The sequence below is a fragment of the Amorphoplanes friuliensis DSM 7358 genome, assembly GCF_000494755.1.
Lineage (GTDB): Bacteria > Actinomycetota > Actinomycetes > Mycobacteriales > Micromonosporaceae > Actinoplanes > Actinoplanes friuliensis.
Window position 1 is genome coordinate 7,528,815 of sequence record NC_022657.1, and the last position, 20,594, is coordinate 7,549,408.

Sequence of the window (20,594 nt, forward strand, 5' to 3'; positions counted from 1 at the left end):
AGGGGGAGGCCGCAGAGTGGGTGCCATGGAGCTGCTCCCGATCGGCGAACTGGCCCGGCGCACCGGTCTGACGGTCAAGGCCATCCGGTTCTACGCCGACCGGGGCATCGTGCCGCCCACCGGGCGCAGCGCGTCGGGTCACCGCCGCTACGACACCGCGGCCGTGGCGCGGCTCGAACTCGTGCGCACCCTGCGCGAACTGGGCCTCGACCTCGCCACGATCCGCCGGGTCGTCGACCGGGAGGCCGACCTCGCCGAGGTCGCCGCCACCCACGCCGACGCCCTGGCGGTGCAGATCCGCACGCTCAGCCGGCGCCACGCGGTGCTCAGCGCGGTGGCCCGGCACAAGTCGACCCCCGAGGAGATGGATCTCATGCACCGCCTGGCCCGGCTCTCCGCACACGAACGCCGCCATTTGATCGACACGTTCCTCGGCACGGCCTTCGCCGGCCTGCCGAACTTCGCCGGGATCACCCGCACGCTGACACCCGAGCTGCCCGACGACCCGGAGCCGGCCCAGCTCGAAGCCTGGGTCGAGCTCGCCGAGCTCGTCCAGGACCCCGGCTTCGCCGCCCGGCTGCGCCTGCTCGCCGAGCTCTACACCGACGTCCGCTCCCCCGGCCTCCCCCGTCCCGACCCGGTCGCCCTGGTACGCGACCACGATGCGTCCGTCGACGCCGTGCTGGCCCACTATCCCGACCGGGAGCAGTTGACGTCCTACCTCGAGGCGGCCGCCGACCCGCGCCGTGAGCGGTACCTGGAACTGCTGTCGGTGATCAACGGCTGGCCGCCACCCGAGCCGCTGACACCGGTGCTGACCCGGTTCCTCAGCGAGCTGCGATCCCGTTGAGGAGCAGGTCGATCAGGCGGTGCACACGATCACCCTGATCCTTCTCACCCGCCACGATGGAAATGCCGCCGAGGCTCATCAGCACGTCGTACGGGTCGAGGCCGGCGGCGATCGTCCCGTCCGCCACACCCGCCGCCAGGATGGACGCGAGCGCCTCCGTCAGCAGCGCCCGCGTCTGCATGCGGCCACCCTCGTCGGCCAGGACTGCCCGTAGCGCCCCGGCCATGCCGTACTTCGTGGCCATGAAATCCGCGTACCGGACCATCCAGGCCCGCAACGCGTCGACGGGCGGATGCTCGGCGAGCAGCTCACCGGCGGTGCCGGCGAGCCTCACCACCTCGTTGCGATAGGTCGCCTCGACCAGGTCCTCGCGGGTCGGGAACCGCCGGTAGAGCGTGCCGATGCCGACCCCGGCGTCCTTGGCGATGGCCTTGAGCGAGGCCTCCGGGCCGTGCTCGGCAAAGGCCCGGGCGGCGGCTTCCAGCAGGCGGGTGTGGTTCTGCCGGGCGTCGGCGCGCATGGTCCCTCCCGGAAACAGTGGCTAAGCGGAGCCGGGTCCGCTTACTCTCGGAGGAGCTTACCCTTCCCGGGAGGACCCTCATGACACCCTTCGGAGCCACCTCCACCGCCGCCGAGGTCATCGCCGGTGCCGACCTCACCGGCCGGCACATGATCGTCACCGGCGGCGCCTCCGGCATCGGCCTCGAGACCGCGCGAGCCCTGACCGGCGCCGGCGCAACCGTCACCCTCGCCGTCCGCGACGTCGGCACGGGTGAAAAAGTCGCGGCCGACCTCGGCGGCGACATCCGCGTCGCCCACCTCGACCTGGCCGACCACGCTTCGATCACCACTTTCGTGGCCGGCTGGGACGGACCCCTGCACGCGCTGATCAACAACGCGGGCATCATGGCCACCCCACTGCTGCGAACCCCCGAAGGCTGGGAACTCCAGTTCGCCACCAACCACCTCGGGCACTTCGCCCTGACCCTCGGCCTGCACGACGCACTCGCCGCCGGCAACGCCCGGATCGTGTCCGTCAGCTCCGTCGGGCACATCACCGCCGACATCAACTTCACCGACGTCAACTTCTCGCGCCGGGAGTACGACCCGTGGGTCGCGTACGGGCAGTCGAAGACCGCGAACATTCTCTTCGCGGTGGAAGCAGCACGGCGATGGGCCGGCGACGGCATCACGGCCAACGCGCTGAACCCCGGCCGCATCGTCGGCACCGGCCTGACCCGGCACATCGGGGACGTCGTGCCGGCCGACCCGCACGTCTCCTGGAAAAACGCCGCACAGGGCGCCGCCACCTCCGTACTGCTGGCCGCCTCCCCGCTGACAGCCGACGTGACCGGCCGCTACTACGAGGACTGCGCCGAGGCGGTACCCCACGTTCCCGGCGTACGACGGGGTGTGGCCGCGTACGCGATGGACCCGGACCGGGCCGCCCGGCTCTGGGACCTCTCCCTGGGTTTGCTCGGTCGGTAAAGCGACACCCGCCGCCGCGAGGTATCAGAGCCGGTCCCCCGGTGGTCTGTCCTTACGGACGCTGCCGAGGGGGAAGCGTCCTCGCCGCCCGTCCTCAACGGGGCGGGCGGCGACTCGCTGAGGCGAAAGGTGTGCGCACAAGTGAAACGCCACATGCGCGAGAACTACTACGTGGTCGGCGAGGGGATCCTGACCACGGACGGCAAGAGCGGGGTGTGCGAACGCCCGTCCACCGAGGCATCGCTGCGGAAGTTCCGATTCTCCCGCCTCGTGCCCAAGGGCGGGACGATCAGCACGACCATCCTCGAGAAGATCGCCACGGCGATGACCGCGGCGCCCTCGGCGGAACAGCCGGTCCAGCCGGAATCCGCCGACCCGCCGGTCCCGGCCGGCTACACCTACCTGGGCCAGTTCGTCGACCACGACCTGACCCTCGACAACACCGCCCGCGCCCTGGGCGAGCACGTCACCGTCAACGAGCTCCTGCAGGGCCGCTCACCGGCCCTCGACCTCGACTCCCTGTACGGCCGCGGCCCCGGCGACCGCGACGACGACCGCTTCTACGCGCCCGACAAGCTCAAGCTCCGCGTCGGCCTCACCGCGGCGATCGACGGCCCCGGCACCAACGTCAACCTCAACGGGTACGACCTGCCGCGCGTCACCCAGGGCTCGACCAAGGCCGAACGCCAGCGGGCCCTCATCCCGGACCACCGCAACGACGAGAACCTCGTGGTCGCACAGACCCACCTGGCGTTCATCCGCTTCCACAACCGGATCGTCGACCTGCTCGCCGACCAGGGCGTCCCGGGCACCATCCTCTTCGACCGCGCCAAGGAACTCGTGGTGCGGCACTACCAGTGGATGCTGCGCACCGACTTCCTGCCCCGCATCGTCGACAAGGACATCGTCGAGGACGTCTTCACCAACGGCCGGAAATTCTTCGAGGTCCCGGCGGGCGGACAAGCCAACGGGCAATACCGGCACATCAAATCCGGCGACACACCGACGATGCCGATCGAGTTCTCGGTGGCCGCGTACAGGCTGGGTCACAGCATGGTGCGGGCCGCGTACGACTGGAACCGGATCTTCTCCGGCAACCGGGGCACCCTGCCGTTCCTGTTCATCTTCAGCGGGACGAGCGGCAACTTCGACCCGTTCAGCCCCAACATCAACGACCAGGAATCCGGCCTCTTCGAACGCCTCCCGACCAACTGGGCGGTCGACTGGCGGCGCATGTACGACTTCGCCGGCGAAACCGGACGCGACGATCTGGCCGCGCCGCAAGGGTTCAACATCGCGCAGCGCATCGACACGCAGGTCGTGAACCCGCTCGCCAAAATGCCGGAAGGAACCTTCGGCGGCAACGGCACCCCGCCGCCGGCGATCCAGCTCAACCTGGCCTTCCGCAACCTCGTCCGGGCCAACATGGTCGAGCTGTGCAGCGGCCAGGAGGCCGCCAAGTTCCTCGGCTTCACCCCGCTCACACCGGAACAGGTCATCAACGACGTGGTGGCCGGTGTGCTCAACCCCGACGAGCAGACAGAATTCGGGAACCAGACGCCGCTCTGGTTCTACATCCTCCGCGAAGCCGAACTCAACGGCGGCCGGCTCACCGGCGTCGGCGGCCGCATCGTCGCCGAGGTCTTCCACCGGGCGATCGAAGGCAGCCGCATCTCGACCGTCCAGGACCCGACCTGGCGCCCGTCATTGGGCCCGGACCCGGACACGTTCCGGATGGTCGACCTGCTGCTGTTCGCGTTCGAGAACCGCGGCGACCTGCTCGCGCCCCTCGGTGACGTCGCACCTACGCCGCCGAGCGCCTGAGGGATCAGGGCCGGGATCTCCGTGGATCCCGGCCCTTCCTCCCGGCGGTGACCGCCGGTGACTGCCGGGCGTCTGCCATCATGGCCGGATGGTTGTGATCGGAAGGGTCGTCAGGGCTACCGTCGCCGTGTGCGCCGTCGTCGCATTTGCCGGATGCTCGTCGGACGACTCACCCGACCCCGACACCACGATCACGGTCGACACCATGCGGAACGCCCTGCTCAAACCGGCCGACGTCGGCCCGACCTGGAAATCGCCGACCGAGTCCGCCGCGCCCAACCAGCTCGTGAGCATCTGCGGCGGTGACACCGCTCCTGCTTCGATCCCGGGCAGCCCGCAGCTGGTGTCCGCCCCGCTGTCCGACGAAGGTACGGAGGGTGTGCAGAGCCTCACCCAGCATGCCCTGGTCTACGAGGACGCCGTCTCCGCAGCCACCGCACTCGCCTCGCTCCGGACGATCGCTGACGCCTGCCCGCCGAGCATCTCGCAGCCCGCCAAATCCGGTGAGCGCGAGGAGCCCGCGTACAAGGAAACGGCCTCGACGTCACCACTCGAAGAGGGCAGCTGGCTCGGCTTCGTCACCGTCCGCAACAAGCAGTACGACGCGGCGCACCCGGCAACGGCCGACGTGGCCGTCGTCGCCCTGGCCCGCAGCAACGTCGTGCTGGTCGATCAGTACGCGATCTACCGACTGGGGAAGTCCGGGGCCAGCGCCAACCCGCAGTTCTCGTCCGACTGGCCCAAGCTGGTCGGCACCACGGTCAACCGGATCAGCCCCTCTTAACGGGCCTTGCCTTCCCGAAGCATTGACACCGACTTCGCTATCCGGCGCGCTCGTGTCTCTTCTGTCTTTGCGCCTGTGATCTGGAGGGCGTGCCAGCTCTTGTTGCTGTAGGACATGCTGTTCCAGAATTCTTCGGCGGCGGGTTCGGCCTTCAGCGCCGCGGCCAGATCCTCGGGTACTTCGACCTCGCGGACTGCGGTGTCCAGGACCACGTCCACGTCGTAGGTCTCACCTGCCGTGATTCCGGCGGCTGTGCGGCGTTCCGCGCTGACGCCCAGCCAGTAGGCGCCGCCCATTTTGGCAATTGAGCCGCGCCATTCGAAGCCGTTGACCGTGACCACGACCTTGGGGCGGCCGCCTCCGCCCAGGGCTGTCACTATCTTGTCCTCGACTTGGAAGCCGGCTGTGGTGCCGCCGGTTGGCTGGAGTTCTGTTGTGAACCTCATGAGCTGGGAATTTACCCTTGTCTTGTCGGCTCTTTGGTTGGTTGGTTGCGGTGGACGGTTGGGGGCCGGGGGTGACCAAGACGGCTGTGGGGCGTTTTATGCCGTTCTTGGTCACCCCCGGCCCCCAACCTTGCATGGTTTTCCCTTGCGGTTTGTTTTGGTTACTCGCCGCTGGGTGCCTGGTTTGCCGGGGTGGGCCCCTTGCGGTTTGTGGTCTGGCTGCCGCGCTGTGGTTCTTCTTGGGGATTTTGTTGGGCAGGCCGGGGTGGGGTGGGGGTCAGGCGGCGTACCTCGCCGGTTGCGGTTTTTAGCGGGTTTCCAGGTGGGTCGCGCCGTCTTCGTCGTTGTCGTCTTGTTCTTCGTCGTCGGGTGTGGGGTAGCGCCTTTTCAGGTCCAGGGCGGCTTCGAGGCTTCCCTTGATGGCGTGGTGTGACATCAGGTGGTAGCGGAGCATCAGGAAGTCGTCGTGGTGTGGGCCGAGCACCTCGAGGAAACGATCGAGAAGTTGCTCGGCCAGGGCGAGCGTCTCCGGGGTTGCGTAGGCGGGTAGGCCTTTCCAGTACCGCAGCAGCACGAGTTGGGTGTGCAGGGTGCGGGGGTGGTCGGGGCCCAGGAGCCGGAGGTGGTCCGCGACCAGTTCCTCGAAAAGGTGCTCTCCGGCGCCTGGGGTTATCCATTCGTCGACGAGTCTGAGGTGCTGGTCCCGGGCTGTTGCGGTTTCTGGGTGTACCGGCCCGAGTTCTGCGGTGCGGGCGGCGGCGACTCGTCCCCACCCGGCAGTGAGGCGCTCCCCGAGGCGTCGGGCGGCTTCGGGGTGGTCATCTCGGTACTGGGCGAGCAGGCGTTCCATTGTTTCCAGGGTTTCCGGGTCGTCGGGGCCGAGGCGCTGCTCGTGGTCGGCCAGCAGTTCTTCCCAGCCCTGGACGATTTTTGCTTTCAAGGCTGAACGCTCCGGTCCCGAGGAGAACGCGCATTGCGCCCAGGCTTTCAGCGTCATGCGATGAGCGGCGCCCAGTGTGCGAGCTGATGTATCGCCGATGGACCGGAACTCGTCGACCAGCTCGTCCTGGCCGGGCAGCCCGTACTGGACCGCCCGGCGGAAACGCAGCAAGGTGAGGTCGAACTGGACGTCGAGGGTGTCAGGATGATCTGAACCCAGTGTGCGGAGGCGGCTGTCGACGGCCTTGGCCAACTCGGCTTCCATGAGTGCGTCCAGGTCACGGTCATCGCCGGCAATTGCCAAATCTTCGTAAGCCTCGACGAGCCGCAGCCTGCTGCCGACCGTCCGCGGATCGTCGGGCCCGAACAGCCGACCCTGCGCGGCGATCGTTTCTTCCAGCCCGCGCACGACAGCCAGCACTTCCGGGCGCCTGGGCATGCGGTGGTCGAAATCGAGCATGCGACGGATGCTACCCAGACCTGTCAGCGCAGGGCGGTCAGCATGTCAGCCATGATCTTGGTGAGGCCGGGCACCTGCTTCTGCAGCGCCGGCCGGCTGTCTGCATTCTTGTTGGCTTCATCGCTCGGGAACACCACGAGGACGACGTAGGCGTTACCCGCGTGTGTTGCCAGGCCCAATTCCTTGTCATCGGACCAGGCGAAGCCGCCGTTGTCGCCGGACCCCGGCACAGTGACGAAGTCGGCGTAGGAATCCGATGTGGAGCCCTGGTCGACGTCGGCGAGAGTGGTGGCTTGAGCCGTCCCGTTTTGCCCTCGGAACGCCCGCACGTTGATCTCGACGCCCGGGTCGGTGGAGTTCCGCTTCGGGTACTGGCAGATGACGTAGTCCATCTGTGCACCCGGCACGAGCCGGTCCAGTGTCTGTTGCTCGCCGGGTGCTGTAGTGCCCGCGATTCGCTTGCCCTTCGCTTCTGTGCCGGACGGCGGAGCGGACAGCGTCGGGCAACCGTCGGCGAGCACCTGCTGCTCAGCCGGGGCCGACGACTCCGCAATAACGGGCGTTGCCTCTGAACTGCATCCAGCAATAACCATGGTCAGCGTCCCCACCACACAGGCCCGCCGCAATCCTGAAACCACCGTGTTACCCCCGCTCCGCCCACCAGACAGGCTGCACGGTAACGGATCCGGCATGATCGACCGCGAGCACATCGGCAAGGAGCCAGACAATGACGAACTGGGTGGACGGGGCGATCGATGACCCGCGGCCGGCGTCGGACACCGCGGTGCGACAGGCGGAGGACGAACTAGAGGTCTCCCTGCCTTCGGAATTCCTTGCTGTAGCACGAGTCCATCAGGGCGCCGCTCCGGTCCCCGCCGGGATCGACCTGCCCAACGGCTTCAGCACCGCGGTCGATCACCTCCTTCATTTCGAGGACTCCCCGTTCGTCAGCAACATCGTCGCCGCCATATTTCCCCTGCTCGACGTCCTGGACGAAGGCATCATCCCGTTCGCCGCCGACGTGGGCGGCGACTTCTTCTGCTTCGACTACCGCGCAGACACCAACCACCCGTCAATCGCCTTCTGGAGCGTGGACTGGGGCGTCGTGCCACTGGCACCGAACTTCGCCACGTTCCTGGACATGCTGCGCGCCTAGGGATGGCGGCAGCACCGGCTCCCCTACTACCAGGACGTCCGAGGGTGGGAAGTCATCCGGCAAGGAGCGACGCGGAGTTCAAGCCGTCGCGCAAGCGCACTTTGACAGCGGCAGATCAGTGCGCTTGTTAGGGAAGGACAGCACCTTCCCGGAAGTCGGGGGCGCTATCGTCGGCATGGGAGTTCTCACCGACGGTCGATACTCGAATCCCCGTCAGGTCAGTGCATAGCGAGATGCTGCTGCACGGCGGACTTGAGTCTGTCCACAGCCTGCCTGCAGCGGACGATGTGTTGGTCGCTCGCTTCGAGTAGACCGCCAAACTCGAAGTTCGTGGCGGACGCTACATACTCCCGTAGATAGTGGAGTTCCACGACGTAAGCCTCCCAGGCACTCGTCACCGCTTGCGGGCTAAGTCGCATCATCCGTCCGCCGATTGTGGCCCGGTCCGGGCCACTGCCATGCATCCTCGCGCCTGGCTCGGTCAAGCAGAAGAACTCACGCTCGGACATGGCGATGTCGGCGTCGACGTCGGCGTACAGAAGTACCAACGCTTCCTGCATCTGTGCTGCGCGCTGGTGCCCCAGAAATCCGCCACCGCACCATGATGCGAAGGGGAGACAAGTGGCGCTGCCTGCACAGGGGTTGCTCGTCCTGATGCACTACGTCGGGACGAGTGCGCGTCGAACTGGGCGCGACATGCGCCAGTCCGCGTGACGGCCCGTCGCCGGTTGCCGAGCGCGGACGGCGGCGGAACAGCGAGTTGATCTCGTGTGGTGTAGCTGGTTGGCTCGGTTACGTGACTGCAGCTGAAGATCTGACGGCAGCCGTCCAGCCGAAGGCGGTGGTGCTTGCCGCAGGTGAGTGGCTTGGAAGGGCCTTGGAGCCGGCCGGCTTCCGACTGATACCCAACCGAATGCGGTTGGAGCGCCGCGTCGGGGCTCTTGTACATCAGGTTCACCTGCAGGCCAGCCGCTACAACCGTGCGAACCAGATCGTGAGGGTCGGCACGATGCTCAATGTGCGTGACGGTGTTCTGCGGGAGTGGCGCCGAGGCAACCAAGAATCTGTAGTGCCTCCCGCCGACGACTTCGTTTGTGGGCACCTTTTGGGTTACGCGTCCGGACGTGCCGGCGGTTACCTGTACGGCGATGCCCTGGACGGCGACATCGACCTGACGGATCCCCTGATGCGGTGGCAGCGTCTGGAGGCCTTCGCTGTCATGTTCCGGCAGGCGGTACTGCCTTGGTTCGACGAGGCTGGCGACCCGGAACGGATCGCCAGCTCGAGAGCCGGTGATTGCACAAATCGCCCGTCCGCCCTGGTCGAGTGGCTGGCCAGCCGCGATCAAGAAGCCCGGATCGGCACATACGTCCACCGCTATCTGGCCCGCACGCCCGGCGCCCAACAGCAATACGAGACGGGGCGAGCCAAGGGTGAGGCCGGTTTGTCGCACGCCGAACTCCAAGGCGGAGACATGGCTGAAGCGCTCGGCTGGTCGGTAGCGAAGCTGACCCCCTCGCTGTAGATGCGCGATCAGCGGCATGTGCGTGCAGCCGAGAAAGTGTTTGGTGTCCGGTACCGGTGTCCGGCCTCAGGAGGATGAGAATGGCCGGGTGATCAGTGAAGTCGGGGGATGGCCTGCGGGCGAGAATGTCGAAGACCTGGCCAGGTACGCGATGGACCAGGGTGCGGAGGGCTACGACATTCATGAAGTTCGGGTATGCACATGTGCTGCGTGCGGTCAGCAGGTGTTCGGTGTCCAGGGTGATCTCGAAGAGCGCGCGGTCCAGCGCATCTGCCGAGGCTGCGGCGCTGAGCACTTCATCGCCGACAGCGGCGAGCACTGGGACGCCATGAAGCCGGCCATCATGGTCTGCGAGTGCGACGGTGACAGCGACGAGGAGGACTTCAACGTTGCCGTCGGCTTCTCCCTGTACGCCAACAAAACGGGTGTCCGTGCGATAGCGGTTACCGGTCGCTGCTTAGCGTGCGGACGGCTTGGTTACTGGACCGACTGGATGGTCCGCACGGGGGACCTGGATCTGTTGGATTTGGCGTAAGTGCTATCTCGTTCAGGCACACCCTCATCGGCAGATGAATGAGGCTCAGCGGCTGAGCCGTCGGTGGAGCCGGAGGGATTGTCGTGGTGGGCGGTAGCGTGGCGCGCGTGGAGATCGGTGGGGCTGGGGTGCTGCGGCTCGTGGAGGACTTTGAGCGGGACGGTTCGGCTGGGGATGAGCTCGTGGCGTTGGCGGAGGATCGGCCTGAGTTGGTTGCTCCGCATCTGCTTCGGCTGGTCGAGACGAACATGTGGTTGCCGGCCTTCGTGTTCCGGGCGATGACGGAGGACACCGCCGGTGAGGTGGTGCGGCGGATCGATGAGGGGTTGCTGCCGCCTGGGCTTTATCGGTTGGCTGCTGGTCGGACTGCGGCGGCTGTTGATGCCTTTGGTCGGTGGGCGCGGGAGTCGCCGGAGTGGTTGCGGCACTTTCCTGACGGCTTGGGTAAGGAAGGGCACGTCGGAGGGTGGGAGCTTGATCCGGCCGGGAACAGGCGTGATCTGACCAGCCGGTCCGCGACCGCCCTTGTCCCGGTGGGTGAGGGCGGGGCGCCTGTGTCCGGGGGCGCGCTGGATGGCAAGTGTGGGTGGTGTGGTTTGCCGATGTGGCGGCTGCTCGAGGTGGATCGGGTGCTGCTGGCGGACCTTTTTCCGGACAGTCCCGGACCTCTCGTGATCTCGACCTGTGCCCGTTGCGGCGGTTACGCGGACATCTTCACTGAGCAGGGCCGGTTCGTCGAGGAGAACGGGGAGCCCGGGTTCCTCGGCGAGGACGAGGACGGCTGGGAGTTGCCCGACGAGGGTCTGCTTGCCCTCGGTGAGGCCCGGCCCGACCCGTGGGCGACCGGCGCTGGTCGTGGCTGGTCGACGCTGGGTGGTCTGCCCCTGTGGGGGCAGGAACCGGCGTATCCGGCGTGTCCCCGCTGCTCGCGCACGATGCCGTACGTCGGTCAGGTCACCGGCCGGGATCTGGATGGGCAGTGGGGTCAGGGATGCCACTACCTCTTCCACGACCCGGGCTGCGGTCTCTCGGCCGTCGTGTACCAGCAGACTTGATCTCGGCCTCGTTCGCGACAGGGTCAGGTGGCCGCTTGGCGGGAGGCGTCCACGGCTGTGCGGACGGTTTGGGCGAGGCTTATTGCTTGGAGCATGGTGAGGACCGGGGTGTGGATCTCGAAGGCCAGGCTGTCGCCGCGGAGGGTCCAGGCGCTGCTGGTGGTGACCAGGCCGGCTACAGGGGTGCCTGATGTGTCGGAGACGGTGAAGTCGCGCTGGGACCAGTTGCCTTCGGTGGTCAGTTCGCGGCCGTTGGACAGGGTGACCGTGCCTTTTTTGGGGCCGGACCAGCCGCTGAAGGCGTACTCGAGGATGAACTCGGACTGCGGGCCGAGGACCTCGTAGCTGTTGCCCCAGAAGCCTCTTGCCTGGCCGGTGGCCAGGAGAGTGGTGTCGTCGGCGGCGAAGATTTCGAACTTTGCGCGCATGGTCCAGGTCTGCCGGTGGATGACGGCGACCAGCGTGCCGTCGGTGAGGGTGACTTCGGTGGTGGTGCCGAAGGCGGACGACGAGGGCAGGAGCAGGACTCCGGTGAAAGGCTCGTGCATCAGCCGATTATCGCTTTCGGTGTCCAGCACGGCTGCCCTACGATGCTGCTGTTGTCCGCGACTGGAGGGGAGACTGCCGTGCGTTACCGCACCGCTGTTGTTGTGCCCTCGTCGCTTTTCGAGCTGATTCTTGTGTCTGGTGTGCCCAGCTCCGGCTGCGCCGCCTGGGCTGGACGTTCCTGACCGCTGGACACCGCGGTCGGGTGGGCGCTGTCCGCCTTCAGTTCGAGTTTGAGAGACGACCCTCATGCGTGTTCGCAATCTTGGCATTCTGGCCCACGTCGATGCCGGCAAAACCACACTGACCGAACGGATCCTGTACGTCACCGGTGCCACGTACAAGCGGGGTGAGGTGCATTCCGGGACCACCGTGACCGACTTCGACCCGCAGGAGCGCGATCGTGGCATCACCATTTTGCTGCGGCCGTCAGTGCTGAGTGGAACGGTCATCGGCTCAACCTGATCGACACCCCGGGGCACGTCGACTTCTCCGACGAAGTTGAGCGGTCGTTGCGCGTACTCGATGGGGCTGTTGCTGTGTTCGACGCCGTTGCTGGTGTCGAGCCGCAGAGTGAGTCCGTTTGGCGGCAGGCCGACCGGTACGGCGTACCGAGAATTGCGTTTGTCAACAAGCTCGACCGGGCTGGTGCGGACCTGGACCGTGCGGTGGCCTCGATCCGCGACCGGCTGGCAGTGACACCGTTGGTGGTGCAGCTGCCGATCGGTCGCGAGGACGGCTTCACCGGTGTTGTCGACCTGGTCCGGATGCGGTCACTGACGTGGACCGACGGGGTTCTCGACGAGCGGCCGGCTACGGATCCGGCGGCGTTGGCGGCCCGGCAGCGGCTGGAGGAGGCCGTTGCTGAGCTGCACGCCGAGGCTCTGGAGGAGTTGGGCGCCATGTCCGAGCAGACGCTGCGGAAGGCGTTGCGGGAGCTGACGCTCTCCGGCGCCGGGGTGGTCGTGCTGTGCGGTTCGGCGTACAAGGATCGGGGTGTGGAACCGCTGTTGGATGCGGTTGTCGATTACCTGCCGGCGCCCACGGGTGACGCCTATGCGCCGCCGGTTGCGCTGGTGTTCAAGGTGCACACCGCTGCGACCGGGCGGCTCACCTACCTGCGGGTCTACGAGGGCACGCTGCACAAGGGAGATGTTCTGTGGGACGCGGGTGCGGGGCGTAGCGAGCGGATCGCGCGCATTCTGCGGGTGCAGGCGGACCGGCACACCGAGGTGGACCGGGCCGTCGCCGGGGCGATCGTTGCGGTCGTCGGGGTGAAGGCTGCCCGGGCGGGGTCGACGCTGAGCACCCGGGAGCATCCGGTGCTGCTCGAGGCCCCGGTCACTGCCGATCCGGTGGTGTCCGTGGCGGTGGAGGCGAAACGGTCCGCGGACACGCAGAAGCTGGCTGTTGTGCTGGCCGGGCTGGTCGAGGAGGACCCGTCGCTGGCTGTGCGTACCGATCCGGAGACCGGGCAGACCCTGCTGTCCGGTCAGGGTGAGCTGCACCTGGAGGTCGCGGTGGAGAAAATGCGCCAGGCGAACGGCCTGGCCGTCACCGTCGGCCGGCCGCAGGTCGCCTACCGGGAGACCGTTGTGCGGGGTGTGTCCGGGTTCCTGTACCGGCACGTCAAGCAGGACGGCGGCGCGGGCCAGTACGCCCACGTGGTTCTCGACGTTGCGCCTCTCGACGGGGACGGGTTCGAGTTCCGGTCGGCGGTGACCGGTGGGCGGGTGCCCCGCGAGTACGTCCGGGCGGTCGAGGCCGGCTGCCGGGACGCGCTGGTCGGGGGTCCCGTGGGCGGGCACCGGGTGGTCGGCGTTCGCGTGACGCTGACCGATGGTGCGACGCACGCGAAGGACTCGTCGGAGATGGCATTCCGTACGGCGGGGCGGCTTGGGCTGCGGGAGGCGTTGCGCGTCTCCGCGATGACGCTGCTCGAGCCGGCCGTGGAGGTCACGGTGTCCGCGCCGGAGGAGTCGCTGGGTGGGGTACTCGGTGACCTTGCCGCGCGGCGTGGGCAGGTGACGGGGTCGACGCTGCGGGCGGTTACGGCGACGGTGCCGCTGGCTGAGTTGTTCGGGTGGTCGGATCAGTTGCGTAGCCGGACGCATGGGCGGGGGACGTTCACTACTCGGCCGGCGGGTTATCAGCGGGCGGCCTGAACTAAGGGCGGGCCCGGGGCGCGAGTCCCGGGCCCGTGTCGGGTCTGGAGCTGTGAGGCCCAACTTCAAGGAAGTCGGGCCTACGCCCGCATGCAGGACCGGTCCGGGCGCAAGGCCCGGAACCGTCTCAGGCCTGAACGTGCAAAGGCCCAACTTCAAGGAAGTCGGGACCGCCCGCCCACATGCAAGGCCGATCCAGGACGCAAGCTCTCCGGCCCCGTCAGGTCTGGGTGAGGAGCCAGCCGCAGTCGGAGCAGACGTCGAAGCCACGGAACTGCGCCAGCCGCCGCCGGCCGCAGACCGGGCACACAACCCGATAAGTCTCATGGTGCCCGTCACCGCGCCGGGCCGGGTGCACAACCGTGAAGAACAGCCGGCGCTGCCAGACCCCGTCGCCGGCGTCCACCGCGACGATCCCGGAACGGCGCCGCACGTCCACCCGCAGGAGCAACCGCGTCCGCGCATCAGCGGACGGCGGCGCGAGCAGCAGCCGGCCCACATCGGTCGGCTTGACGTCCTCGATCCCCGTGATCGCCGTCGCCTCGGTGTTGATGCCTTCGGTGCCGAGGGGGACCGTGGCCAGGTCGGTGCACCAGACGGGCCGGGGGCCGAGGTCGGACTGGCCGAGACGGGTGCGGAAGATCGTCCAGAGGCCGAGGTTTTCCGAGCCGACCAGCCCGATCTTGACGTCGGCGTCGCGGCCGTCGTTGAGGCCGACCAGCGACGGACCCCACTTCGTGGAGCGGCGGGCGGCTCCGACCGTGGGGCCGAGGCCGGGAAAGAGTACGTCGGCGACACCTTCGGTGAACCGCCACAGTCCACCTCGGATGCCGCCGACGATCTTGTCACAGGTGGCCGAGCCCCACTCGGCGATCCGGCTTGGTTCGGGCCTGGCGGTCAGGGCGGGGCGCCGCGGCTGCGGGATGCGTTCAGCCGGTTCGAACCAGGAGGGCGGAGCGTCTCGGGGGCCGAAGTGCATCGACACATGCTGTCACTGCGCGGCTACACCGACTACCCCTCAGAATGCTCCGGTGTAGAGGAGGCGGTTGGGGGATCCGGTTCCGGGGCTGGTCACGACGCCTGGGGTGGCGTTGGAGACGATCGCCGTGTGGACTTCGGCGGGGGTCGCGGACGGGTGACCCGCCAGGTAGAGGGCGGCGGCGCCGGCGACGTGCGGGGCTGCCATCGAGGTGCCGCTGATGGTGCTGGTGGCGGTGTCGCCGGTGCCCCAGGCGGAGGTGATGTTGATGCCGGGGGCGAAGACGTCGACGCAGGTGCCGCGGTTGGCCCAGCTGGATTTCTTGTCCGCGTTGTCGACCGCCGAGACGGTGAGGGCCGCCGGGACGCGGGCCGGGGACTGGGTGCAGGCGTCCAGGGCGAAGAGGCCGAGGAAGCCGTTGCCGGCCGCGATCGCGTAGCTGACGCCGGAGCTGATCGAGCTGTTGACGGCGGCGTCCAGGGCCGCGTCCGCGCCGCCGCCGAGGCTCATGTTGGCGACTGCGGGCTTGGTGGCGTTGGCCGTGACCCAGTCGATGCCCGCGACGACCTGGGCGGTGGTGCCGCTGCCTTCGCAGTTCAGCACGCGGACGGCGACCAGCTGGGCGCTCTTGGCCACACCGTACGAGGTGCCGCCGACCGTGCCCGCGACGTGGGTGCCGTGGCCGTTGCAGTCGTCGGCGGTGCCGCCGTCGACGGCGTCGAAGCCGCTCACCGCCCGGCCGCCGAAGTCCTGGTGGGTGGTACGGATGCCGGTGTCGATGACGTACGCGTGCACGTTCGCCGCACCGGTGGAGTAGGTGTACGCCGAGTTCAGCGGCCGATTCCGCTGGTCGATGCGGTCGAGGCCGTACGAGGGCGGGTTGGTCTGGGTGTCGCTCGCGCGGTGGATCACGTTGGGTTGCACGTAGGCGACGGCCGGGTCCGCGGCCATGCGCCGGGCCTGCTGGGCGTTCATCGTGGCGGCAAATCCGCGCAGCGCGTGCGAGTAGGTCTGCTGCACCTTGGCGTTGTGCCGGGTGGCGAGGGTGCGGGCCTGTCCGGCGACGGCCGCCCGGTCCTGCTTGAGCACCACGACGTAGCTGTCGGGCACCACCTCCGCGCCGGGTGCGGCGAGGACGGCACGTTCGGCGGCGTGGGCGACGCCCGGGATCGCGACGGCGATCAGGGTGGCGGCGGCAACTGTCCAGCGAGCGGTTCTGCGCATGTACGTCTCCCCAGGTGACGGGCTGGCTGCGTGCCGTGACGTTAACAGTTCCATCGATGGATGAGAATGCTTCATGTCCTCGTAGAGTGGCCGCATGCACCCGCATCCCGAGCTGCTCCCGGCCGCGGAGCAGCACGCCTACCGGCTGCTGGTCCGGCTCGACGGCGCCGGGCCCGCCGAGCTGGCGGCGCACGCCGGCATGTCGCCGCAGCAGGCGACCGAGGTCCTGGAGTCGTTGCGCGCGAAGGGTCTCGCCTCACCCGGGCCGATGTTCCGGGCCCTGCCGCCGGACATCGCGCTCGGCGACACCCTCCTGCGTCAGCAGCAGTCCCTCGAAGCCGCCAGACAGGTGGTGGCCGCGCTCAGCGAGGACTACCGCAGCACCACCCGGCGGCGCAGTGCCGAACATCTGGTCGAGATCGTCGTCGGCGCCGAGGCGTTGCGCCGGCGGCTGCGCGAGATGCAGGACACCGCCCGCGACGAGATCCTCTGGTTCTGCCGTGCCAACCCCATCGCCATGGAGGGGCCGGAAAATCAGGAGGAGAGCTCCGCGCTGGCCCGTGGCGTTAAGTACCGCGCGATCTACGAGCGGGAGCTGCTGGAGAAACCGGGTGAGCTCGAGAGCATCGTCGAGGCGATCGGCCTGGGTGAGGAGTCGCGCACGTTGCCGGCCCTGCCCGTACGCCTGGCGATCGCCGACCGCTCGCTGGCCATCTGCCCGCTCGTGCCCGACGAGTCGCGGGGTGTCGGCGAGCCCACGGCCGCGCTGATCCGGTCGAGTGAGCTGCTCGACGCGCTGCTGGCGCTCTTCGAGAGCTACTGGGAGCGGGCCACGCCGGTGCTGTCCGAGGCGCCGCGCTCCGACCTGCTGGAATCGGAGGTGCTGCTGCTGTCACTCTTCGTCTCCGGCATGCCGGACAAGTCGATCGCCACGCATCTCGGCGTCAGCAAACGCACCGTGCAACGCCGGCTCGACCGGATGATGGCCCTGGCCGGCGTCGACACGCGGACGGGACTGGCGTTCCAGGCCGCCCGCCGCGGCTGGCTGACGGCGTGAAGGCCGGGCCTGTCCCTCTCTGGCGGGAGAGGGACAGGCCCGCCCGGTCTCAGCCGCGCCCGTAGGCGCGGATCACCGTCTGCGTGACCGTGTTGCCCGCCCTGTCCGTGGCGGTGACCCGCAGCGAGACGGGTTTGCGGCCGCCCGGGATCAGCGCCGACTCACCCACCGTCACTGCCTTTTTCCACGAGGCACCGTCGTCCGCCGACACGTCGACCTTGAGCGAGGTGAGCTTGGCCGGGAACTTCAGCTTCAGCAGGTGCGGCAGCATGGTCTTCCGGCCGTCGTAGCCGACGTGCAGCAGCGGCAGTGTGCCGTCGGCACCCGAGCGGAACGTCCACTCGGTTTCTGTCCGCGTACCGAACTGCCAGTCGTCGCCGCCGCGGGCGGTGGTGAGCCGCAGCTTGTAGGCGGCCGTGCCCGGGGTGGTGGTCACGTCCTGCCAGGCGTCCGGCAGGTCGGCGAGCTTCTTGCCGTCGCGCCACAGGGTCGCCGTGGCCTCGTCGGCCCCGGCCTCCTCGTAATGCCCGTCGCTGTCCACGAACTCCGCGACGCGCAGGTGCAGCACGTCCCCGGTCCGGGTCGAGCTGATCCCCGCCGGTGCCGCCGGCCGGACGACCGGTCCGGACCACGTCTCGCGGGTCCGGCCCGGTGCGAAGCTGCGCGCCCGGTCGGTGAAACCGGTCCTCAGGACCCCTCCACCCCACGGGTACGCGGAGTGCACGCGATGCTGCCACACGGAGTCACCGGCCGACACCCACTCCTCGCGGACGGACGGGGTCTGCACCGAGCGCGACGTGTCGTTCCAGGCGAACGTCTGCCACGGCCGCCAGCCGAAGCGCTGCTCGCGCACCCAGTTCAGACCGCCGTTGTGCGCGTACTCGGAACGGATGCGCATGCTGTTCGCCGCGGTCACCCTGTGCACGATCCTGTCCGGCACCCGGTCCTTCGACACCTGCAGGACGTCGTAGAGGTACGGGCTGGACGTCGTGAGGGTGAGGTCGATCGTCGCGCCCGGGCGGGCCGCACGGGCCAGCAGCTGCGCACCCGCGTCGTTGGCGACGGCCAGGGAGACGACCGGCAGCCGCTCCTCCGCGTCGGGCACGTAGACCGTCCACGCCGACTGGTCGGCCGGGCGCACCAGCAGCGCGACCGCCGCGCCGGCCTTCGCCGCCGCGTCGATCTGCGCCATCTCGTCCTCGTCGGTCGCCGGGATCAGGACCGCTTTCCCGCGTACGGCCGCAGCACCCCACCTGACCAGCGGGAACTTCTTCGTCCCGGCGTACGCGGGTGAGGTCCCGAAGAGGTTGATGTCCAAGGGGCCGCTGACACCGGGGACCTTGGCCTGCACCATGGGCGCGACCAGCTGCCAGCGGGAGGAGAACTCGAAGCTGCCCTTGGTGACCTTCTTCGTCGGCACGACGTTGACCTGCTCGATCGTGCTGAAGTGCATGACACCGTGCGAGATGCTGCGACCGGTACCCGTGACCCGGTGCACGTAGTAGCTCAGCACCGTCTGCTGCTCGGACGGCTTCGGCGTCTCGATCCGGATCGGTGTGCCCTTGCGGGCGTCGACCAGCACCGTGATGTCCTTGTCGACCTTCAGCTCGGGGATCGTCGTCAGGTTGGCCTGCTCGTCGAGCGGGCCACCGTCCTCGAGCAACGCGTCCAGCAGGTAGGTGCCCGCCTGGACCTCGTAGGTGGCACCGCCCGGGTCGAACCAGCCGAGCACGTCCGAGCGGCTGTCGTCGCCGTGGATGGTCAGCGCCGGAACCGCCGCGGGTTTGCCGGACCGGTCCACCGCCTTCACGGTGATCCGGTGGGTCGGTCCGTCCAGGGTGGCGCCGATCGCCGTGGTGACGAGCACACCACCGGGCGCCGTCGCGGTCAGCCAGCCGCTGAGCCGGCCGGGGTCCCGCTTCCCGAAGTCGATCGAGACGACCGTCGTCGCGCTGCCCCGAGCCGGCACGGTGACGGTTGTGGTGTCGGTCGTGACCCCCGCCGGTGCCTTCAGAGTCAGCGTCACCGGTGCGGTGCTGGCGTTGCTGTAGGTCACCGTGCGCGTGGCCACGGCCGGCGTTTCACCCACGGTGTGCAGGCCGAAGTCCGCCACCCCCGTACCGGTGACGGTCTGGGTCGTGGCGCGGGTCAGGTCGACGCGACCGGCGCCCTGGGCGTACACGGAGAGGTCGGGTGTGGTCTTGGCCGTGCTGACCAGGGCTTCCTTGATCTTCGGGCCGGTCCAGTCCGGGTGTTGCTGGGCGAGCAGCGCCGCCGCCCCCGCGATGTGCGGCGTGGCCATCGACGTCCCGGAGGCGCCCGTGTAGAGCTCGTCGACCGGGTTGCCCATCGTCGTACCGGCCGCGCGGGCCGCCACGATCTCCACGCCGGGCGCGGTGATCTCGGGCTTGAGCCCCAGGTCGCCGAGCCGCGGGCCGCGGCTGGAGAAGTCCGCGAGCTGATCCGAGCGGTCGACCGCGCCAACCGTCAGGGCGTTCGGGGCGGCACCCGGGGTGCCGACCGTGGAGTCGGCGCCCTCGTTGCCGGCCGCGACGACAAACAGCGCACCGGTGGCGGCGCTGATCTCGTCGACCGCCACGCTCATCGGGTCGGTGCCGTCGGTCGCCTCACCGCCGAGGCTCATGTTGACCACCTTGGCGCCCGCGTCGACGGCCCACTGCATGCCCGCGATGATCTCGGAGTCGTAGCCGTACCCGTCGTCGCCGAGGACCTTGCCGATCAGCAGGTCCGCGCCGTACGCGACACCCTTGCGCTTGCCGTCCGAGCCCGCGCCCGTACCGGCGACCGTGGCCGCGACGTGCGTGCCGTGACCGAAGCGGTCGACCGTGTCCGGGCTGCTGCTGAAGTTGCGTGCCTCGGTGATCTTCCCGGCCAGGTCGGGGTGGGTCGCGTCGACACCGGTGTCCAGCACGGCGACCTTGACACCACGGCCGTCGAACCCGGCCTGCCAGGCGGCGGGGGCACCGATCTGCGCGGTGCTGCGGTCCAGGACCGGCTTGACCTTCCCGTCGAGCCAGATGCGCGTGACACCGGCGGTCCGGGCGGCGGCACTCTGCGTCTGCCAGAAGCCCGCGAGGGTGCTCTTCGCCGGCCGGATCGCGGTCGCGTTGATGCTGGTCAGCGGGTGCGCGTCCGCCGTGCGCAGGGCGGCGCCGCCACCCTGGACGATCAGGGGCAGCGTCGGGGACGCGGCGTCGCCGTAACCCTGGGCGACCAGGCGCTCGACGTCGAAGAGCTCGGCGTCGACCCGGCCCGAGCCGACCAGCGGGATCGCGTCGCTGGGCAGGATCCGCAGGCCACCGTCGGCCTCGATGGTGTGGAAGGTGATGCGCTCACGACCGGGCGCAGGACGCACCGTGGCCGCGTACCGAGAATCGATCTTGGTGAGCTCGACCGTGTCGCCCGTGATCAGGGTGATCCGGACGGCGCCGGGAACGGGCGGCGGTGGTGGTGCCGGCGCGGCCCCGGCGGCCGCTGCCGGGCCGGGTATCGCCGTGGCTCCGATCAGGACGCCGACGAGCAGACGACTCAGCATGGGGA

18 protein-coding genes and 1 pseudogene are annotated in these 20,594 nt (G+C 68.8%); 10 read left to right on the plus strand and 9 right to left on the minus strand.

Annotated features, from left to right (window positions below; translation table 11 throughout):
• The first annotated feature begins 25 nt into the window (after nt 1–25).
• Nucleotides 26–850: a helix-turn-helix domain-containing protein gene (locus AFR_RS34625; RefSeq protein WP_023561486.1), complete on the plus strand. Its 825-nt coding sequence runs from the start codon at nt 26–28 to the stop codon at nt 848–850.
• Here the strand turns inward: AFR_RS34625 and AFR_RS34630 are convergent.
• Nucleotides 828–1,370: a TetR/AcrR family transcriptional regulator gene (locus AFR_RS34630; RefSeq protein WP_023561487.1), complete on the minus strand. Its 543-nt coding sequence runs from the start codon at nt 1,368–1,370 to the stop codon at nt 828–830. The two genes, AFR_RS34625 and AFR_RS34630, sit on opposite strands and share 23 nt — an antisense overlap.
• Nucleotides 1,371–1,450: 80 nt before the next feature.
• Here AFR_RS34630 and AFR_RS34635 point away from each other — a divergent pair, with 80 nt between their 5' ends.
• From AFR_RS34635 to AFR_RS34645, 3 genes are all read left to right on the plus strand, one after another.
• The gene (locus AFR_RS34635) at nt 1,451–2,338 is read left to right on the plus strand and encodes an SDR family NAD(P)-dependent oxidoreductase (protein WP_023561488.1); all 888 of its coding nucleotides are present in this window, start codon (nt 1,451–1,453) and stop codon (nt 2,336–2,338) included.
• Nucleotides 2,339–2,479: 141 nt separating this feature from the next.
• The gene (locus AFR_RS34640; protein ID WP_202963963.1) at nt 2,480–4,162 is read left to right on the plus strand and encodes a peroxidase family protein; all 1,683 of its coding nucleotides are present in this window, start codon (nt 2,480–2,482) and stop codon (nt 4,160–4,162) included.
• A gap of 88 nt (nt 4,163–4,250) precedes the next feature.
• Nucleotides 4,251–4,946 (plus strand): hypothetical protein, encoded by a 696-nt coding sequence (locus AFR_RS34645; protein WP_041841369.1) that lies wholly within the window; start codon nt 4,251–4,253, stop codon nt 4,944–4,946.
• Here the strand turns inward: AFR_RS34645 and AFR_RS34650 are convergent.
• From AFR_RS34650 to AFR_RS46465, 3 genes are all read right to left on the minus strand, one after another.
• Nucleotides 4,943–5,392: a YdeI/OmpD-associated family protein gene (locus tag AFR_RS34650; RefSeq protein WP_041841370.1), complete on the minus strand. Its 450-nt coding sequence runs from the start codon at nt 5,390–5,392 to the stop codon at nt 4,943–4,945. The two genes, AFR_RS34645 and AFR_RS34650, sit on opposite strands and share 4 nt — an antisense overlap.
• Nucleotides 5,393–5,699: 307 nt before the next feature.
• The gene (locus tag AFR_RS34655; RefSeq protein WP_023561492.1) at nt 5,700–6,791 is read right to left on the minus strand and encodes a tetratricopeptide repeat-containing protein; all 1,092 of its coding nucleotides are present in this window, start codon (nt 6,789–6,791) and stop codon (nt 5,700–5,702) included.
• Between the two features lie 23 nt (nt 6,792–6,814).
• Nucleotides 6,815–7,429, minus strand: a complete 615-nt coding sequence (locus AFR_RS46465) for a hypothetical protein (protein ID WP_148308164.1) — start codon at nt 7,427–7,429, stop codon at nt 6,815–6,817.
• An 89-nt stretch (nt 7,430–7,518) separates the two neighbouring features.
• Between AFR_RS46465 and AFR_RS34665 the strand changes: the two genes are divergently transcribed.
• Nucleotides 7,519–7,947 carry an SMI1/KNR4 family protein gene (locus tag AFR_RS34665; RefSeq protein ID WP_023561494.1) on the plus strand — a complete coding sequence of 143 codons (429 nt, stop codon included), beginning with the start codon at nt 7,519–7,521 and terminating at the stop codon, nt 7,945–7,947.
• A 218-nt stretch (nt 7,948–8,165) separates the two neighbouring features.
• Here AFR_RS34665 and AFR_RS34670 read toward each other — a convergent pair whose 3' ends face one another.
• Nucleotides 8,166–8,507 carry a hypothetical protein gene (locus AFR_RS34670; protein ID WP_023561495.1) on the minus strand — a complete coding sequence of 114 codons (342 nt, stop codon included), beginning with the start codon at nt 8,505–8,507 and terminating at the stop codon, nt 8,166–8,168.
• 236 nt (nt 8,508–8,743) lie between these two features.
• On the opposite strand from AFR_RS34670, the gene AFR_RS46470 reads away from it, so the two are divergent.
• From AFR_RS46470 to AFR_RS34685, 3 genes are all read left to right on the plus strand, one after another.
• Nucleotides 8,744–9,472 carry a hypothetical protein gene (locus AFR_RS46470; protein WP_148308165.1) on the plus strand — a complete coding sequence of 243 codons (729 nt, stop codon included), beginning with the start codon at nt 8,744–8,746 and terminating at the stop codon, nt 9,470–9,472.
• 88 nt (nt 9,473–9,560) lie between these two features.
• Nucleotides 9,561–10,007 (plus strand): hypothetical protein, encoded by a 447-nt coding sequence (locus AFR_RS34680; protein ID WP_023561497.1) that lies wholly within the window; start codon nt 9,561–9,563, stop codon nt 10,005–10,007.
• Nucleotides 10,008–10,114: 107 nt separating this feature from the next.
• Entirely contained in the window at nt 10,115–11,062 is a 948-nt protein-coding gene (locus tag AFR_RS34685; RefSeq protein WP_148308166.1) for a hypothetical protein, read from the plus strand.
• 23 nt (nt 11,063–11,085) lie between these two features.
• Here AFR_RS34685 and AFR_RS34690 read toward each other — a convergent pair whose 3' ends face one another.
• Nucleotides 11,086–11,610, minus strand: coding sequence for an LURP-one-related/scramblase family protein (locus AFR_RS34690; RefSeq protein ID WP_023561499.1), 525 nt, complete (start codon nt 11,608–11,610; stop codon nt 11,086–11,088).
• A gap of 247 nt (nt 11,611–11,857) precedes the next feature.
• On the opposite strand from AFR_RS34690, the pseudogene fusA reads away from it, so the two are divergent.
• Nucleotides 11,858–13,773, plus strand: a pseudogene (gene fusA / locus AFR_RS48850) (elongation factor G).
• A 220-nt stretch (nt 13,774–13,993) separates the two neighbouring features.
• Here fusA and AFR_RS34700 read toward each other — a convergent pair.
• Both AFR_RS34700 and AFR_RS34705 read right to left on the minus strand, forming a co-directional pair.
• Complete coding sequence (locus tag AFR_RS34700) at nt 13,994–14,752, minus strand: hypothetical protein (protein ID WP_041841371.1); 759 nt, start codon at nt 14,750–14,752, stop codon at nt 13,994–13,996.
• A 39-nt stretch (nt 14,753–14,791) separates the two neighbouring features.
• Nucleotides 14,792–16,051 carry a S8 family peptidase gene (locus tag AFR_RS34705; RefSeq protein WP_438829951.1) on the minus strand — a complete coding sequence of 420 codons (1,260 nt, stop codon included), beginning with the start codon at nt 16,049–16,051 and terminating at the stop codon, nt 14,792–14,794.
• A 19-nt stretch (nt 16,052–16,070) separates the two neighbouring features.
• On the opposite strand from AFR_RS34705, the gene AFR_RS34710 reads away from it, so the two are divergent.
• Complete coding sequence (locus tag AFR_RS34710) at nt 16,071–17,033, plus strand: helix-turn-helix domain-containing protein (protein ID WP_023561502.1); 963 nt, start codon at nt 16,071–16,073, stop codon at nt 17,031–17,033.
• 49 nt (nt 17,034–17,082) lie between these two features.
• Here AFR_RS34710 and AFR_RS34715 read toward each other — a convergent pair whose 3' ends face one another.
• Nucleotides 17,083–20,589 carry a S8 family serine peptidase gene (locus AFR_RS34715; protein ID WP_023561503.1) on the minus strand — a complete coding sequence of 1,169 codons (3,507 nt, stop codon included), beginning with the start codon at nt 20,587–20,589 and terminating at the stop codon, nt 17,083–17,085.
• Between the last annotated feature and the right edge of the window lie 5 nt (nt 20,590–20,594).

Bases quoted from the DNA above. Each gene is read 5' to 3' on its own strand.
- AFR_RS34630 (WP_023561487.1), bottom strand. From the start codon at position 1,370: ATGCGCGCCGACGCCCGGCAGAACCACACCCGCCTGCTGGAAGCCGCC.
- AFR_RS34655 (WP_023561492.1), bottom strand. From the start codon at position 6,791: ATGCTCGATTTCGACCACCGCATGCCCAGGCGCCCGGAAGTGCTGGCT.
- AFR_RS34625 (WP_023561486.1), top strand. From the start codon at position 26: ATGGAGCTGCTCCCGATCGGCGAACTGGCCCGGCGCACCGGTCTGACG.
- AFR_RS34650 (WP_041841370.1), bottom strand. From the start codon at position 5,392: ATGAGGTTCACAACAGAACTCCAGCCAACCGGCGGCACCACAGCCGGC.
- AFR_RS34705 (WP_438829951.1), bottom strand. From the start codon at position 16,051: ATGAAGCATTCTCATCCATCGATGGAACTGTTAACGTCACGGCACGCA.
- AFR_RS34635 (WP_023561488.1), top strand. From the start codon at position 1,451: ATGACACCCTTCGGAGCCACCTCCACCGCCGCCGAGGTCATCGCCGGT.
- AFR_RS34700 (WP_041841371.1), bottom strand. From the start codon at position 14,752: ATGCACTTCGGCCCCCGAGACGCTCCGCCCTCCTGGTTCGAACCGGCT.
- AFR_RS34710 (WP_023561502.1), top strand. From the start codon at position 16,071: ATGCACCCGCATCCCGAGCTGCTCCCGGCCGCGGAGCAGCACGCCTAC.
- AFR_RS34670 (WP_023561495.1), bottom strand. From the start codon at position 8,507: ATGCAGGAAGCGTTGGTACTTCTGTACGCCGACGTCGACGCCGACATC.
- AFR_RS34645 (WP_041841369.1), top strand. From the start codon at position 4,251: ATGGTTGTGATCGGAAGGGTCGTCAGGGCTACCGTCGCCGTGTGCGCC.
- AFR_RS34715 (WP_023561503.1), bottom strand. From the start codon at position 20,589: ATGCTGAGTCGTCTGCTCGTCGGCGTCCTGATCGGAGCCACGGCGATA.
- AFR_RS34665 (WP_023561494.1), top strand. From the start codon at position 7,519: ATGACGAACTGGGTGGACGGGGCGATCGATGACCCGCGGCCGGCGTCG.
- AFR_RS34690 (WP_023561499.1), bottom strand. From the start codon at position 11,610: ATGCACGAGCCTTTCACCGGAGTCCTGCTCCTGCCCTCGTCGTCCGCC.